Here is a 13,715-nt window from a genome sequence, read left to right as displayed (position 1 = left end):
GCGCAGGCCGGGTCTCCCGCCGTGCACCGGGCAAACCCGGCCGGACCGTGTCGGCCGTGGCTCTTCGGGTACGCGGTGCGGACCCGAAGATCTGGAGGGAGTCATGCAGCGAGGCAGCGACCGGCTGAACGTTCACCGTGACGACGAGATGAAGCACGAACTCCAGGGCCTGCTCAGGTCCGGTCATCCGACCCGGGTCGACGAGTGGTACGACCCCGAGCCGAGCGCCGACGACGACCCGCAGGTCGCGGGCGGACCGGTGGCACCCGGCGGGGGTACGGCCTCGTTGGCGGCGGTGCGCCAGGAGCTGGCCCGGTACCTCAGTCGCAGTCTGTTCCCGGCGAGCCCGCACGAGCTGGCCGGCACCCTGCGCCGCGCCTACGCGCCCGATGCCCTGGTGGAGCCGGTGGAGCGGCTGCCGCGCACGGAGCGCTACACCACTGTCCAGGAGCTCGCCGAAGCCCTCACCCGACGCTAGCCCCGGAGGGGAACACGATGGCCGATTTCGTCAGGGACGTGATGACCGCCGGAGTGGTCGCCGTCCGCCCGGACGCCTCACTGGCCGAGGCGGCGCAGCTGATGCGCGACCAGGACATCGGTGATGTGCTGGTGGCCGACGGCCAGCGGATCGTGGGCGTGCTCACCGACCGTGACATCACCGTGCGGGCGGTCGCCGAGGGCGTCGACCCGCTGACGGCGAGCGTGAGGTCGGTGTGTACGCCCGATCCCCTGGTGGTCGCCCCGCAGGACCCGGTGGCGGCCGCGGTCGCCCTGATGCGGCAGCACGCCGTGCGCCGGCTGCCGGTCGTCGAGGACGGCCTGCCGGTCGGGGTGGTGAGCCTCGGCGACCTGGCCGAGGCGCAGGACCCGGACTCGGCACTGGCCGACATCAGTCGCGCCACACCGGACGAGTGAGCGCGCGGTCCCTGCTGCAGGAGGGCCGGGGCGCCGGACGCCGCGGGCGCCCGCTGTCCCGGCCCGTGTGCTGCCGCGGGACCGGCGGGCGACGCCGCGCACGAGCACGCGCTAGAGGACGAAAGGAAGCTGAACCACCATGCGCATCGCATTTCTCACCGCGCCCGAGGGCGTGGAACAGGTCGAACTGACCGACCCCTGGCAGGCGGCGGTGGACGCCGGTCACGAACCCGTGCTGGTGTCGACGGAGCCGGGGAAGATCCAGGCGTTCCACCATCTCGACAAGGGCGACACCTTCCCGGTGCAGGAGGTCGTCGGTGAGACCACGGCCGACTCCTTCGAGGGCCTCGTCCTGCCCGGCGGCGTCGCCAACCCGGACTTCCTGCGGATGGACGAGCAGGCCGTCGCCTTCGTCGCCGCCTTCTTCGAGCGGGGCCTGCCGGTCGCCGCGATCTGTCACGCGCCGTGGACGCTGGTCGAGGCGGACGTCGTGCGGGGCCGGGTGCTCACCTCCTGGCCGAGCCTGCGCACCGACATCCGCAACGCGGGCGGCACCTGGGTCGACGAGCAGGTGAAGGTGTGCGACCACGGTCCCAACAAGCTGGTCACCAGCCGTAAGCCCGACGACCTGACGGCGTTCTGCGAGACATTCCTGGACGTGTTCGCGAAGGAGGCCGCTTGATGGAGGACCGCAAGCAGCAGCAGCGCGACCGGTTCCGGGCGGACGACCCGAAGGGCGGGCCGCTCACCACCGACCAGGGCGTGCCGGTGGACCACACCGACGACTCGCTGGCCGCCGGTGAGCGCGGGCCGACCCTGATGGAGGACTTCCACTTCCGGGAGAAGCTGACCCGCTTCGACCATGAGCGGATCCCGGAGCGGGTGGTGCACGCCCGGGGCGCGGGCGCGTACGGCTACTTCGAACCGTACGAGTCCTGCGCGGAGTTCACCCGGGCGGCGTTCCTCCAGGACCCGTCCGTGCGGACGCCCGTGTTCGTGCGGTTCTCCACCGTGCAGGGCCCGAAGGGGTCGGCGGACACCGTACGGGACGTGCGCGGCTTCGCGACCAAGTTCTATACGTCCGAGGGCAATTACGACCTCGTCGGGAACAACTTCCCGGTCTTCTTCATCCAGGACGGCATCAAGTTCCCGGACTTCGTGCACGCCGTGAAGCCCGAGCCACACAACGACATGCCGACCGGGGCGTCCGCCCACGACACCCTGTGGGACTTCGTGTCGCTGCAGCCCGAGACGCTGCACGCGATCATGTGGCTGATGTCGGACCGGGCGATCCCGCGCAGCTACCGCATGATGCAGGGCTTCGGCGTGCACACCTTCCGGTTCGTGAACGCCGAGGGCCGCGGCACGTTCGTGAAGTTCCACTGGAAGCCGCGGCTCGGTGTGCACTCGCTGGTGTGGGACGAGGCGCAGGAGTGCCAGGGCCGCGACCCGGACTTCAACCGGCGGGACCTGTGGGACGCGATCGAGGCGGGCGAGTACCCGGAGTGGGAGCTGGGCGTCCAGCTCGTGCCGGAGGAGGACGAGTTCGCCTTCGACTTCGATCTGCTGGACGCCACCAAGCTCATCCCGGAGGAGCTGGTGCCGGTGCGGCCGATCGGCCGGATGGTCCTGGACCGCAACCCGGAGAACTTCTTCGCCGAGACGGAACAGGTCGCCTTCCACACGGCCAATGTGGTCCCCGGCATCGACTTCACCAACGACCCGCTGCTGCAGGCCCGCAACTTCTCCTATCTGGACACGCAGCTGATCCGGCTCGGCGGGCCGAACTTCGCGCAGCTGCCGGTGAACCGGCCCGTGGTGCCGGTCCGCACCAACCAGCGCGACGGCTACGGCCAGAGCGCGATCCACCGGGGCACCAACTACTTCCCCAACTCCCTGGGCGGCGGCTGCCCCGCGCACGCGGGCGTGGACAGCGGCGCCTTCACGCACTACGCCGAACGCGTCGACGGCGCGAAGATCCGCCGGCGCAGCCCGAGCTTCCAGGACCACTACAGCCAGCCCGCGCTGTTCTGGCACAGCATGACGGACTGGGAGCGGCAGCACATCGTCGAGGCCTTCCGGTTCGAGCTCGGCAAGGTGGACACGATGGCCGTCCGCACCCGGACCGTGCAGGAGCTGGCCAAGGTCAACGGCGAGCTGGCGACCCAGGTGGCCCGCGGCATCGGGGTTCCGGAGCCGTCCGGGGCCGCGGAGGGCACCCCCGAGGTGCTCTCCCCCGCGCTGAGCCTTGAGGCGCTGCGGGGCGACGGCTCCCTGCGCACCCGGCGGATCGCGGCCCTGGTCACCGACGGCGTCGACGGCGACCAGCTGACGTCGGTGCGCGAGAGCCTGACCGCCGAGGGTGCGGTCGTCGAGGTGCTCGCGGCCACCGACGGCACCGTCGCCGGCGCGGACGGCGACCGGGTCCCGGTGGACCGGGCGCTGCCGACCATGGCCTCGGTGCTGTACGACGCGGTGCTGCTGCCCGGGGGCCCGGGAGGCACCCCGCCGGGCGCGGCCGATCCGGACGTCCTGCGCTTCGTGCGGGACGCCTACCGGCACGGCAAGCCGGTCGGCGCGCTCGGCTCGGGCGTGGGGATCCTGTCGTCGCTGGAGCCGGAGAGCCTCGACGTCTCCACCGAGTTCCACCGGGTGGTCGAGGATCAGGGCGTGGTGACGGACACCTCGCCGGGCACGGCGAGCGAGGAGTTCTGCCGGGCCTTCGCGGCGGCGGTGGCGGCCCACCGGTTCTGGGACCGTTCGCCGCTGCGCCGCTGAGGGGAGGCGGGCCGGTCAGGTGCCCGGGGTCGCGGCGTCGCCCGAGCCGCGGTCCCGGGCTCCTTCGCGGGTACGGCCGGAGGCGACCGGGCGGCGCGGGTTGCGGCGGAGGTATTCGCCCTCCAGCTGGGCCATGCGTTCGTTGTGGGCCCGCAGCGCGTCGTTCGAGCCGTACAGGAGGGTGTCGTGGCGCGTGCGGTGGATGGTCTCCAGCTCCTTCATGAGCTGCTGGTCGTCCAGCCGGCCGGGGTCGACTCCGGTCATGGTGTGCCCCACTCGTCTCGTCCGTGTCTGGTCCGCGGTCCGGGTACCCGCCTGGAGGGATTTCGCCCGCCTGCGTCCACTCTACGAACATCCCCGGCCCCGGGCCCGCGGGCGGGAGGGCGTCAGCGCGCCCGCTCCACCCGCCGTTCGTCCCAGACCGGCTCCGCGGTCTCCCGTACCCGGCCGTCCGTGCCGAAGACCAGATAGCGGTCGAACGCGCGCGCGAACCAGCGGTCGTGGGTCACCGCGAGAACCGTGCCCTCGAAGGCCTCCAGCCCCTCCTGGAGAGCTTCCGCCGACTCCAGGTCGAGGTTGTCGGTCGGCTCGTCCAGCAGGAGGGCGGTGACTCCCTCCAGCTCCAGCAGGAGGATCTGGAAGCGGGCCTGCTGGCCGCCGGAGAGCCGGTCGAAGGTCTGCTCGGCCTGCTGGGTCAGCTCGTAGCGGCGCAGCCGGGACATCGCCGCACCCCGGTCCTGGGCGTGTTCCTGCCAGAGGATGTCCAGCAGGGGGCGGCCCGCCAGCTCCGGATGGGCGTGCGTCTGGGCGAAGTGGCCGGGCACGACCCGCGCTCCCAGCTTCCAGGTGCCGGTGTGCGCCACCTCTTCCCCGGCGAGCAGCCGCAGGAAGTGCGACTTCCCGGAGCCGTTGGAGCCGAGCACGGCGACCCGCTCGCCGTAGAAGACCTCCAGGTCGAACGGCTTCATCAGGCCCGTGAGCTCCAGCGCCTCGCAGGTGACCGCGCGGATTCCGGTCCGGCCGCCCTTCAGGCGCATCCGGATGTCCTGCTCGCGCGGCGGCTCCGGCGGCGGGCCCGCCTCCTCGAACTTGCGCAGCCGGGTCTGGGCCGCGGCGTAGCGGGAGGCCATCTCATGGCTGACCGCGGCGGCCTGACGGAGCGTCAGCACCAGCTTCTTCAGCTGCGCGTGCTTCTCGTCCCAGCGGCGGCGCAGCTCCTCGAAGCGGGCGAACCGTTCGCGGCGGGCCTCGTGGTAGGTGGCGAAGCCGCCGCCGTGCACCCAGGCGTCCGCGCCGGCCGGCGAGGGCTCGACCGAGACGATCTTCTCGGCGGCCCGGGCCAGCAGTTCACGGTCGTGGGAGACGAACAGGACCGTCTTGCGGGTCTCCTTCAGCCGCTCCTCCAGCCAGCGCTTGCCGGGCACGTCGAGGTAGTTGTCCGGCTCGTCGAGCAGCAGCACCTCGTCGGTGCCGCGCAGCAGCGCCTCAAGCACCAGCCGCTTCTGCTCACCGCCGGAGAGCGTGCGCACCTGCCGGAACTGCGCCTTGTCGTACGGCACGCCCAGCGCGGCCGTGGTGCACATGTCCCACAGGGTCTCCGCCTCGTACCCGCGCACCTCGGCCCAGTCGGCGAGGGCCTGCGCGTACCCGAGCTGGGCGGCCTCGTCGTCGACCGTCATGATCGCGTGCTCGGCCTCGTCGACGGCCCGCGCCGCTTCCCGGATGCGGGGCGGCGCGACCGACACGAGCAGGTCCCGTACGGTCGTCTCGTCCCGTACCGACCCCACGAACTGGCGCATCACCCCGAGGCCGCCACTGACCGTGACCGAGCCGCCGTGCGGCTTCAGCTCACCGGAGATCAGCCGCAGCAGGGTCGTCTTGCCCGCGCCGTTCGGGCCGACCAGGGCCATCACGGACCCTTCGCCCACCCGGAAGGACACATCGCCCAGCAGCGCCCTCCCGTCGGGGAGGTGATACTCCAGGTGCGCGGCTTCCAGATGTCCCATGAGGTGGCATTCTGCGGGTCCGCCGCCGGATGCGGCAAACCGTTATCCGGCGTCCGCCAGCGGCTCCCCCGCCGGACCGCCCGCGCCCGCCGGTGCCACGCTCGCGCCCGCCCACGACAGCGCCTTGAAACCGTCGGACGGCGAGCCCTCCAGGATCACCACGCCGGTGTTCGCCAGCCGGTGCTCGGCGGCGTAGGCGAGGTCGACGTTGTGCGCGCGGGCCGCCGTCCAGGTACGGATGGCAGCGCCGTGGCTGATCATCGCGACCGTGCCGGCGCCGCTGCGCGCGGCCTCCTCGACCACGGCGTCGTAGCGGGCCAGGAACTCGGTGCCGTTCTCCCCGCCGGGCATCCGCAGCTCGGTGTCCCCGGCCGCCCAGGAGAACGCCGTACGCATGTACAGCTCGCCCAGTTCCGTGTCGCCGGGCAGCATCTCCAGGTCGCCGGCGGTGATCTCCCGGATGCCGTCACGGACGGTCACCTCCAGGGCGCGGGCGGCGGCCAGCGGGGCGGCGGTGAGCTGGGTGCGCACCAGGGTGGAGGCGTACAGGGCCTCGATGTCCTCGTCGGCGAGCGCCTCGGGCAGCGCGGCGGCCTGGGCCTCGCCGAGTGCGGTCAGACCCGGTCCCGGCACGGCGGTGTCCAGCAGCCAGTCGACGTTCGTGGGGGTCTGGCCGTGGCGGACGAGGAGCAGTCGCATCGAGGGCCCTCCGGGGACGGGACCGGACAAGACACAGCCACATCAGGGTACCTGTGACCTTATGAGTCCCGATGTCGACCTCACCTTGCCGAAGCCCGGCCGCCACGCGCTGCGCGACCGGCTCCTCGCCCTCGACTCCCAGCTCTTCGAATTCGCCGCCGGGCAGCACTGGCCGGGCGCCGAGCGGGTACTGCCCCGGCTGAGCCGGAGCGCCAACCACGGCGCCCTCTGGTTCGCCGCCGGCGCCGTCATCGCGGCGAGCCGCACCCCGCGGGCCCGCCGGGCCGCCGTCCGCGGGCTCGCCTCGCTGAGCCTGGCCTCACTGACGATCAACACGCTCGGCAAGCGCTCGGTGCGCCGGCCCCGCCCGGTCCTGGACTCCGTACCGCGGGCGCGGCAGCTGAAGCGGCAGCCGATCACCACCTCGTTCCCCTCCGGCCACTCCGCCTCGGCGGCGGCCTTCGCGACCGGGGTGGCGCTGGAGTCCCCGGCCTGGGGGGCCGCGGTGGCCCCCGTCGCCTGGTCGGTGGCGCTGTCCCGGGTCTACACCGGGGTCCACTTCCCGAGCGATGTGCTGGCGGGCGCGGTGCTCGGCGCGGGCGCCGCGTACGCCGTACGGGGTCTGGTGCCGACCCGTGCCCAGCTCCGCCCGCCCGCCCGGCCGCGGGCGGAGGTGCCGGCGCTGACCGAGGGCGAGGGCCTGGTGCTAGTGGCGAACACGGGCTCGGGCACCGCCGACCGGGTGCGCACCCTGCTGGACGTCCTGCCCGGCGCCGAGGTCGTGGAGTGCGAACCCGGCCAGGTGCGGCCGGAGCTGGAGAAGGCGGCGGCCCGGGCCCGGGTGCTCGGGGTGTGCGGCGGCGACGGCACAGTGAACACCGCCGCCGAGGTCGCCCTGCGGTACGGACTGCCGCTCGCGGTCCTGCCCGGCGGCACCCTCAACCACTTCGCCTACGACCTGGGCGTGGAGGACGTGCGCGATCTGACCCATGCCCTGGTGAACGGACAGGCCGTGCGGGTGGACCTGGGCCGGTTCCGCTGCGGCGCGCGGGAGGGCGTGTTCGTCAACACGTGCAGCCTGGGCGTCTATCCGGAGCTGGTGCGCGAGCGGGACCGCTGGTCGCCCCGGATCGGCGGCTGGCCGGCCGGGGTCCTGGCCGCGCTGCGGGTCCTGCGGACCGACGGACATCCGCTGGAGGCGCAGATCGGCACCAGCACCCGGCCGCTGTGGCTGCTGTTCGCCGGGAACGGCACCTACCACCGGATGGGCCTGGCCCCCGGCCGCCGGGTCGACCTCGCCGACGGGGTGCTGGACGTGCGGGTCGTGCACGGCGGCCGCCGCCCCGCGGCCCGGCTGCTGGCGGCCGCCGTCGCCGGGCCGCTGACCCGCTCCCCCGCCCACGCGGCGGTCCAGGTCGGCCGGCTGCGCCTGTCCGGCGTCGCCCCCGGTTCGCTCCTCGCCTACGACGGTGAAGTGACCGAGGTGGAGGGCGAGGTGACGCTGGAGAAGCTGCCGGAGGCGCTGACCGTGTACCGGCCGCTGCCCGAGAGCTGACCACCCGTCATTCCACTATTCAAAACGCGGGTCTCATCATTCGACATGCGGGCGTACCGTGGCGCCACCACGACGAAACGAGGGGAACGCATGTCGAAGCCGCGGGAGACCGCCGTGTACACCCATGGGCACCATGAGTCGGTGCTGCGCTCGCACACCTGGCGCACCGCCGCCAACTCCGCTGCCTACCTGCTGGGTTCGCTCGAACCGCACATGCGGATCCTGGACATCGGCTGCGGGCCCGGCACCATCACCGCCGATCTCGCGGCACTGGTGCCGGACGGCCGGGTCACCGGGGTGGACCGGGCGCCGGGGGTGCTGGAACAGGCCCGGGCCACCGCCACCGAACGGGGCCTGGACAACGTCGACTTCGCGGTCGCCGACGTGCACGCGCTGGACTTCCCGGACGACACCTTCTGCGTGGTCCACGCCCACCAGGTGCTCCAGCACGTCGGCGACCCGGTGCGGGCGCTGCGCGAGATGACCCGGGTGACCCGGCCCGGCGGGCTCATCGCGGTCCGCGACTCGGACTACGCAGCGATGACCTGGTACCCGGCGTCCCCGGGGATGGACGACTGGCTGGATCTGTACCGGCGGGTGGCCCGCGCCAACGGCGGCGAGCCGGACGCGGGGCGGCGGCTGAAGTCCTGGGCGCTGGCGGCGGGGCTGCGCGACATCACGGCCACCTCGGACACCTGGACCTTCGCGTCCGCCGAGGAGCGGGCCTGGTGGAGCGGGCTGTGGGCCGACCGGACGCTGGCCTCGGCCTATGCCGAGCGGGCCGTGGAGGGCGGCCACGCCACCGAGGAGCGGCTGCGCGCGGTGTCGGCGGCCTGGCGGGAGTGGGGGGAGCGGGCGGACGGCTGGTTCAGCGTGCTGCACGGCGAGATCCTGTGCCGCAAGGACAACTGAAAGCGGCCCCGCTGCCGCCGGAGGCAGGGGCCGCTAGGTACAGGTGGATCACTGCCGGGGCAGCAGCGGACCGAGCGGCCCGAGGTCGAGGTTCAGGTCCTCGGGCCGCAGTCCGTAGCGCTCGCGCAGCTCGCCCATGCGCTCGTCGAGCAGCATCAGCGTGAGCCCGATCCGCTCCTCCTGCTCCTCGCTCAGATTGCCCTCGTCGCAGCGGCGCAGCGCCTGGCGCTCCATGAGCTGGCGGAGCAGTTCCACCACGGTGAGCACGAGCTTGATGAGGTCGCGGTCCACGCTCTCGGGGTCGAGGTCGAGCCGGTTGCGGGCGCTCACGTGAGGTCTCCGAAGGGCGAGGGGACGTTGGCGTTCACCGAGCTGATCAGCGCGTTGAGGTCGATGCGCACGAGGTCGACGTCCGCGATGCGCAGCGTGATGTCGCCCTTGATGACGACGCCGCCGGCCAGCAGCCGGTCCAGGAGGTCCACCAGGGCGACCTCCCGGCGTTCTATGACCGTCACCTGCCCTCGCCCCTCCTGTCCGCTCCCGTTTCCTCGCCCGGCCCCTCGTCCGTGAAGGAATAGGCCGCCCAGGGGCCGGTGAGTTCCACCCGCATCCCCTCGGCCTCGTCCTTCGTGCGGTCCACCATCTCCACGAACTCCTCGGAGTTCCCGCGCGTCACGAGATAGGCCGCGTTGAGCACGTTCTGCCCGGTGGCACCGGAGAGCGCCGAGTTCTGCGGATTGTGCAGCCGGGACTCCTCCGCGAAGGAGGAAAGCGTCGCGTGCAGGCGGTCCGCGAAGGCCGACGCCTCCTGCCAGGTCTGCTCATGGCTGCGCACGCTGCGGCGTCGCTGGCGGAGGTAGTCCCGGCCCGAGGCCGGCTTCCCGGCGGGCGCCCGGGTGTCCTCGGCCGGCGGTTCGACGTAGACCTTGACACCCCACTCCACCCGGCCCGTCAGCCGGTCCAGGGTGCGCTGGAAGTACTCCTCGCGGGACTCCATCATCGTGCGCAGGGCGCTGTCGTCCCGGAACACGGTGGCGAGCCGCAGCGGGAGCGGGGTGGTGACGGCGGTGAGCGCGTCGATGACGCCCTGGTGGGCCCTGGCCGTCTCGGTGAGCCAGTCCAGGTCCTCCAGATGGGCGTGCAGCGGCTCCTCGGCGAAGTCCTCCTCCGGCACCACGCTGTACACGGCGATCAGGCCGTGATGGGTCAGCTGGCGCGGCGGTTGCCCGCCGACGCCGGTGAGCTGGGACTGGAGGGCCGACCCGAAGGGCCGGCAGACGGCGTACACATAGCGCAGCCCGGACATCAGGCCTCCTCCTGCGAGCGACTGGGCTCCAGGCTGGGCTCCAGCTGGGCCAGCCGCTCACGCAACTCGGCGTTCTCCCGGGCGAGTTCGTCGCGCCGGGCGCGCGAGGACAGCGCCGGGTCGTCCTCCCACCAGTCGATGCCCATCTCCCGCGCCTTGTCGACGGAGGCGACGATCAGACGCAGTTTGATGGTGAGCAGTTCGATGTCGAGGAGGTTGATCCGGATGTCGCCCGCGATGACCACGCCCTTGTCCAGGACGCGTTCCAGGATGTCGGCGAGGTTGGAACCGCCACCCTGGCCATAGGGATCCGGGAGCCGGCTGGGCATCGTCATCGGCGGTCCCCGGTGCCGGCGTGGGTCTCCTCCGGCTCGCTCTCGTACTCTTCCTCTCCCTCGTCCGCCTCGTCCTCGGCGAGTTCGTCCTCGGCCGCTTCGTCCTCGGCCACTTCTTCGGTGTCGTCCTCAGCGGCTTCCTCGGCGTCGTCCTCGTAGGCGTCCTCCGGCTCGTCGTCCGCCTCGTCCTGGACCTCGTCCGTCGCCTCGTCGTCCGCCTCGTCCTCCTCGTAGGCGTCCTGCGACTCCTCCTGCTCCTGCTCCTCCTCGGCCACCGCGTCGTCGTGGCTGACGACGACCTCACCGTCCCGGATCTCGCCGCGCCAGCCGTCCTCGACCTCGCCCTTGAGCGAGACGAACCGGGCGTAGTGCTTGAGGTCCAGCCGGGCCCGGCGGCCCTGGGCGCGCCAGATGTTGCCGGTCTTCTCGAACAGCCCCTTGGGGTAGTACTCGATCACCAGCAGCACGCGCGTGAGGTTGTCGGCGAGCTGGTGGAAGGTCACGACGCCCTTCGTGGTGCCCTTGGCACCCTCCGAGGTCCAGACGATCCGCTCGTCCGGCACCTGCTCGGTCGTGTGCGCCTTCCAGCTCCGGCTGGACCAGAAGATCTTCATCCGCCAGTCGGAGGTGGTGTCGTCGGCGCGGTTCGCGCTCTGCACGCCCTTGGCGAAGGTGCTGAACTCCTGGTACTGGGTCCACTGGTCGTAGGCGGTGCGCAGCGGGACGCCGACATCGATGAACTCCATGATGACGGTGGGCTTCTTGCCCGCCGCGGTCTTGCTCTTGCCCTTGCCGCCGCCGAGGTTGCGCAGCGCGTCGGTCACGCTGTCCTTGGCGCGCGAGGCGCCGATCTCCAGCGCGCTGCGCAGCGGGCCCTTGCCCTCGGCCAGTTTGCGGCCGCCGTCGAGGGCGAGCTTGGCGAAGCCGGGGCTCTTGCCGTCGGCTACGTCGTTCAGCTTCATCGTGGTCTCGCCGAGCTTCTGGCCGGCGCCGACCAGCAGGCGCTGGGCCTGCGCGGCGAGATACTCCTGGAACTCCGCCTTCAACCGTTCGACGGCTTCGCTGCGGGCCAGGGAGCTCACGGGTCCGGTGTTCTCGCTCATCGCCCTTCACCGCCCTTCGAGCGGGCACCGCGAGCCGCGGGCGCCTTCTTGCCGACGGTCTTGCGAGCCGTCTTCTTTCCGGCTGAGGCGGTCTTGGAGGCCGATCCCTGCTGCGCGGGGACCATCTTCTTCGCCGTCTTCTTGGCCGGGGCGGTCTTCTTAGCCTCCGCCTTCTTCGCCGGAGGCGCCTTCTTGCGCGGCGCGCGCTGCTCCGGCTCGTCGTCCTCGTCGGCGTCGTCCTCGTAGCCCTCGGCGTCGCGGTCGTCGTAGCCCTCGGCGGCGTCGTCCTCTTCCTCGTACTCCTCGGAGTCCTCCGAGTCCTCCGAGTCCTCCGAGTCGAGGTTCGGGACCACGCCCGACAGCTGGTCACGCACCTGCGCGGTGCGGCCGTGCAGCCGGTCGGCGAACGCGTCGAGCTGCCGCTCGAGCATCGCCCCGCTGGCCGCCTTCCCGACGCCGCGCATGTCCTCGCGCAGCTGGTCCCCGATCTCCTTGAACTGCGGGTTGTTGCGCAGCTGCTGGGAGGCCAGGTCCGCGAGCATCTTCGGGCTCAGGTTCATGCGCTTGCCGGCGACGAGCGTGCCGACGGCGAACGCCAGCTTCAGCTTCTTCGTCCGTCCGAGGAAATACCCCGCCCCTACGGCGAGGCCAAGTCCCACTCTGTTCATGGTGTGTGCTCCAGCCTGTCGAGTAGTTCGTCCTCCCGGCGGTCGAACTCCTCCTCGTCGATCTCTCCGGCGTCCAGTTGCTCTTCGAGGCGGGCGAGTTCGGCCCGGATCGTGGCGGGGTCGTAGTAGATGCGCTCCGCCTCGCTGAGCACCTGGCCCATCACCCACGCGCTACCGCGCACCGGGGCGAACGGCAGCAGCAGGACCTCTCCGAGCAGACCCATGTGCCTACTCCTCCGCTGCGGACAGGGTGGTCGCGGGTTCCGCCGGTCCGGGCTCGACGAAGCTGTACGGCGGCAGCGGACCGTTGACCCGCACCTCCAGGTGCGGCCGGTTCTTGCGCAGCTCGTCGACGGCGGCCAGGAACACATCCGCGGTGTCCCGGCTGACCAGGAACGAGATGTTGGCGAGCCAGCCACTGGACTCGGGGCCCACGCTGACCGCTGACGCCTCGGCCTCCAGGACCCGCCGGACCTCGGCGGCGTCCTCGGCCTCGCGGGCCTTGACGGCGGCCACCACCATCTCGCCGAGCTTCAGCTTCTGGTCGTAACTTCCGCCGCCCGCCTGCCGGTTGGCCTCGGTCATGCTGCGGATCTCCGGGCTCTGCGACATCACCCGGTGCAGCACGGCCTCTTCGTCGTGCGTGGCCTTGATGTTGTACTCGACCTTGCCGTCCAGCGTGCGCAGCCGCTCCTGGTAGTGGTCGGCGCGCTCGGTGAGCACTCCGGTCACCGTGTCGTCGTCGGGGGCGATGCTGCCGAACCGCATGGGCAGCACACAGCCGGCCGCGCCGGTCTCCGCGAGGACGCTCTGGTGGGCGAGCAGGTCCCGCCGCTTGGGGCGCAGCCCTTCGGGCGCGTCACTGACGAGCGCGGCCAGCTCGCCCGCCTTCAGCACCCGCACCGGGCGCGGCGGCTCGCCGACCCCGGTCATGTCGTGGGGGAGGGAGGGATGCGAGCTCGCGGTGATGCCATAGACGTACGTGCTCACTCCTGCTCCTCCTTCTTACGCGTCGTGGTGGACTTGCGGGCGCGCCGGGGTTCGGCCTGCCCCTCGCCCCGGGCCTGCTTGAAGGCCTCGGACACGGTCTCGGCCGCGCCGGACAGCGCTCCCTTGGACTTGCCGCGGGCGCCGGACTCGGTTATCTGGCCGACCATGTCGGGCAGACCCGGGCTCTTGCGCGGACCGGCCTCCAGGTCGAGGCGGTTGCACGCCTCGGCGAAGCGGAGATAGGTGTCGACGCTGGCGACGACGACTCGTACGTCGATCTTGAGGATCTCGATGCCCACCAGGGACACGCGGACGAATGCGTCGATGACGAGCCCCCGATCCAGGACGAGCTCCAAGACGTCGTAGAGACCGCTGCTGCCGCCTCCGCCACCGCTCTGTTGTGCCGGGACTACGGTCATGCCGACCGATCCTCCTCTTCTGTGATGGT

18 protein-coding genes are annotated in these 13,715 nt (G+C 71.9%); 6 read left to right on the top strand and 12 right to left on the bottom strand.

Annotation, left to right across the window (positions count from 1 at the left end):
• Positions 1–103 precede the first annotated feature (103 nt).
• The 4 genes from ACFYW5_RS32835 (at position 104) to ACFYW5_RS32820 (ending at position 3,693) form a co-directional block, all read left to right on the top strand.
• Positions 104–478: a DUF2795 domain-containing protein gene (locus ACFYW5_RS32835; RefSeq protein ID WP_389420775.1), complete on the top strand. Its 375-nt coding sequence runs from the start codon at positions 104–106 to the stop codon at positions 476–478.
• A 17-nt stretch (positions 479–495) separates the two neighbouring features.
• Positions 496–915 carry a CBS domain-containing protein gene (locus ACFYW5_RS32830; RefSeq protein ID WP_389420774.1) on the top strand — a complete coding sequence of 140 codons (420 nt, stop codon included), beginning with the start codon at positions 496–498 and terminating at the stop codon, positions 913–915.
• Between the two features lie 139 nt (positions 916–1,054).
• The gene (locus ACFYW5_RS32825; RefSeq protein WP_389420773.1) at positions 1,055–1,597 is read left to right on the top strand and encodes a type 1 glutamine amidotransferase domain-containing protein; all 543 of its coding nucleotides are present in this window, start codon (positions 1,055–1,057) and stop codon (positions 1,595–1,597) included.
• Positions 1,597–3,693, top strand: a complete 2,097-nt coding sequence (locus tag ACFYW5_RS32820; protein ID WP_389420772.1) for a catalase — start codon at positions 1,597–1,599, stop codon at positions 3,691–3,693. The genes ACFYW5_RS32825 and ACFYW5_RS32820 overlap by 1 nt, the downstream gene beginning before the upstream one ends.
• 15 nt (positions 3,694–3,708) lie before the next feature.
• Here the strand turns inward: ACFYW5_RS32820 and ACFYW5_RS32815 are convergent, their stop codons facing one another.
• The 3 genes from ACFYW5_RS32815 to ACFYW5_RS32805 all read right to left on the bottom strand — a co-directional run bounded on the left by ACFYW5_RS32815 (position 3,709) and on the right by ACFYW5_RS32805 (position 6,398).
• Positions 3,709–3,957 carry a DUF6158 family protein gene (locus tag ACFYW5_RS32815; protein WP_389420771.1) on the bottom strand — a complete coding sequence of 83 codons (249 nt, stop codon included), beginning with the start codon at positions 3,955–3,957 and terminating at the stop codon, positions 3,709–3,711.
• A gap of 122 nt (positions 3,958–4,079) precedes the next feature.
• The gene (locus tag ACFYW5_RS32810; protein ID WP_389420770.1) at positions 4,080–5,699 is read right to left on the bottom strand and encodes an ABC-F family ATP-binding cassette domain-containing protein; all 1,620 of its coding nucleotides are present in this window, start codon (positions 5,697–5,699) and stop codon (positions 4,080–4,082) included.
• A 42-nt stretch (positions 5,700–5,741) separates the two neighbouring features.
• On the bottom strand, positions 5,742–6,398 hold the full coding sequence (locus ACFYW5_RS32805) for a histidine phosphatase family protein (RefSeq protein WP_389420769.1): 657 nt from the start codon (positions 6,396–6,398) through the stop codon (positions 5,742–5,744).
• A gap of 61 nt (positions 6,399–6,459) precedes the next feature.
• On the opposite strand from ACFYW5_RS32805, the gene ACFYW5_RS32800 reads away from it, so the two are divergent.
• Both ACFYW5_RS32800 and ACFYW5_RS32795 read left to right on the top strand, forming a co-directional pair.
• On the top strand, positions 6,460–7,953 hold the full coding sequence (locus ACFYW5_RS32800) for a bifunctional phosphatase PAP2/diacylglycerol kinase family protein (RefSeq protein ID WP_389420768.1): 1,494 nt from the start codon (positions 6,460–6,462) through the stop codon (positions 7,951–7,953).
• Positions 7,954–8,043: 90 nt separating this feature from the next.
• Complete coding sequence (locus tag ACFYW5_RS32795) at positions 8,044–8,865, top strand: class I SAM-dependent methyltransferase (protein ID WP_389420767.1); 822 nt, start codon at positions 8,044–8,046, stop codon at positions 8,863–8,865.
• A gap of 48 nt (positions 8,866–8,913) precedes the next feature.
• On the opposite strand, the gene ACFYW5_RS32790 is transcribed toward ACFYW5_RS32795, so the two are convergent.
• From ACFYW5_RS32790 to ACFYW5_RS32750, 9 genes are read right to left on the bottom strand one after another with little or no spacing between them, the layout of a single operon-like run.
• Complete coding sequence (locus ACFYW5_RS32790; RefSeq protein ID WP_389420766.1) at positions 8,914–9,195, bottom strand: gas vesicle protein K; 282 nt, start codon at positions 9,193–9,195, stop codon at positions 8,914–8,916.
• Entirely contained in the window at positions 9,192–9,380 is a 189-nt protein-coding gene (locus tag ACFYW5_RS32785) for a gas vesicle protein (RefSeq protein WP_389420765.1), read from the bottom strand. Before ACFYW5_RS32785 ends, ACFYW5_RS32790 begins: the two co-directional genes overlap by 4 nt.
• On the bottom strand, positions 9,377–10,171 hold the full coding sequence (locus tag ACFYW5_RS32780; protein WP_389420764.1) for a GvpL/GvpF family gas vesicle protein: 795 nt from the start codon (positions 10,169–10,171) through the stop codon (positions 9,377–9,379). The genes ACFYW5_RS32785 and ACFYW5_RS32780 overlap by 4 nt, the downstream gene beginning before the upstream one ends.
• Entirely contained in the window at positions 10,171–10,506 is a 336-nt protein-coding gene (locus tag ACFYW5_RS32775) for a gas vesicle protein (protein ID WP_389420763.1), read from the bottom strand. The genes ACFYW5_RS32780 and ACFYW5_RS32775 overlap by 1 nt, the downstream gene beginning before the upstream one ends.
• The gene (locus ACFYW5_RS32770) at positions 10,503–11,609 is read right to left on the bottom strand and encodes an SRPBCC family protein (RefSeq protein WP_389420762.1); all 1,107 of its coding nucleotides are present in this window, start codon (positions 11,607–11,609) and stop codon (positions 10,503–10,505) included. The genes ACFYW5_RS32775 and ACFYW5_RS32770 overlap by 4 nt, the downstream gene beginning before the upstream one ends.
• Complete coding sequence (locus ACFYW5_RS32765) at positions 11,606–12,277, bottom strand: DNA primase (RefSeq protein ID WP_389420761.1); 672 nt, start codon at positions 12,275–12,277, stop codon at positions 11,606–11,608. Before ACFYW5_RS32765 ends, ACFYW5_RS32770 begins: the two co-directional genes overlap by 4 nt.
• Entirely contained in the window at positions 12,274–12,501 is a 228-nt protein-coding gene (locus ACFYW5_RS32760) for a gas vesicle protein GvpG (RefSeq protein WP_389420760.1), read from the bottom strand. Before ACFYW5_RS32760 ends, ACFYW5_RS32765 begins: the two co-directional genes overlap by 4 nt.
• A gap of 4 nt (positions 12,502–12,505) precedes the next feature.
• Complete coding sequence (locus ACFYW5_RS32755) at positions 12,506–13,267, bottom strand: GvpL/GvpF family gas vesicle protein (RefSeq protein WP_389420759.1); 762 nt, start codon at positions 13,265–13,267, stop codon at positions 12,506–12,508.
• Positions 13,264–13,686 (bottom strand): gas vesicle structural protein GvpA, encoded by a 423-nt coding sequence (locus tag ACFYW5_RS32750; RefSeq protein WP_389420758.1) that lies wholly within the window; start codon positions 13,684–13,686, stop codon positions 13,264–13,266. The genes ACFYW5_RS32755 and ACFYW5_RS32750 overlap by 4 nt, the downstream gene beginning before the upstream one ends.
• Positions 13,687–13,715: the final 29 nt, after the last annotated feature.

This window comes from Streptomyces sp. NPDC002779 (genome assembly GCF_042888685.1).
GTDB lineage: Bacteria > Actinomycetota > Actinomycetes > Streptomycetales > Streptomycetaceae > Streptomyces.
This window is presented reverse-complemented; position numbering and strand designations above follow the sequence as displayed.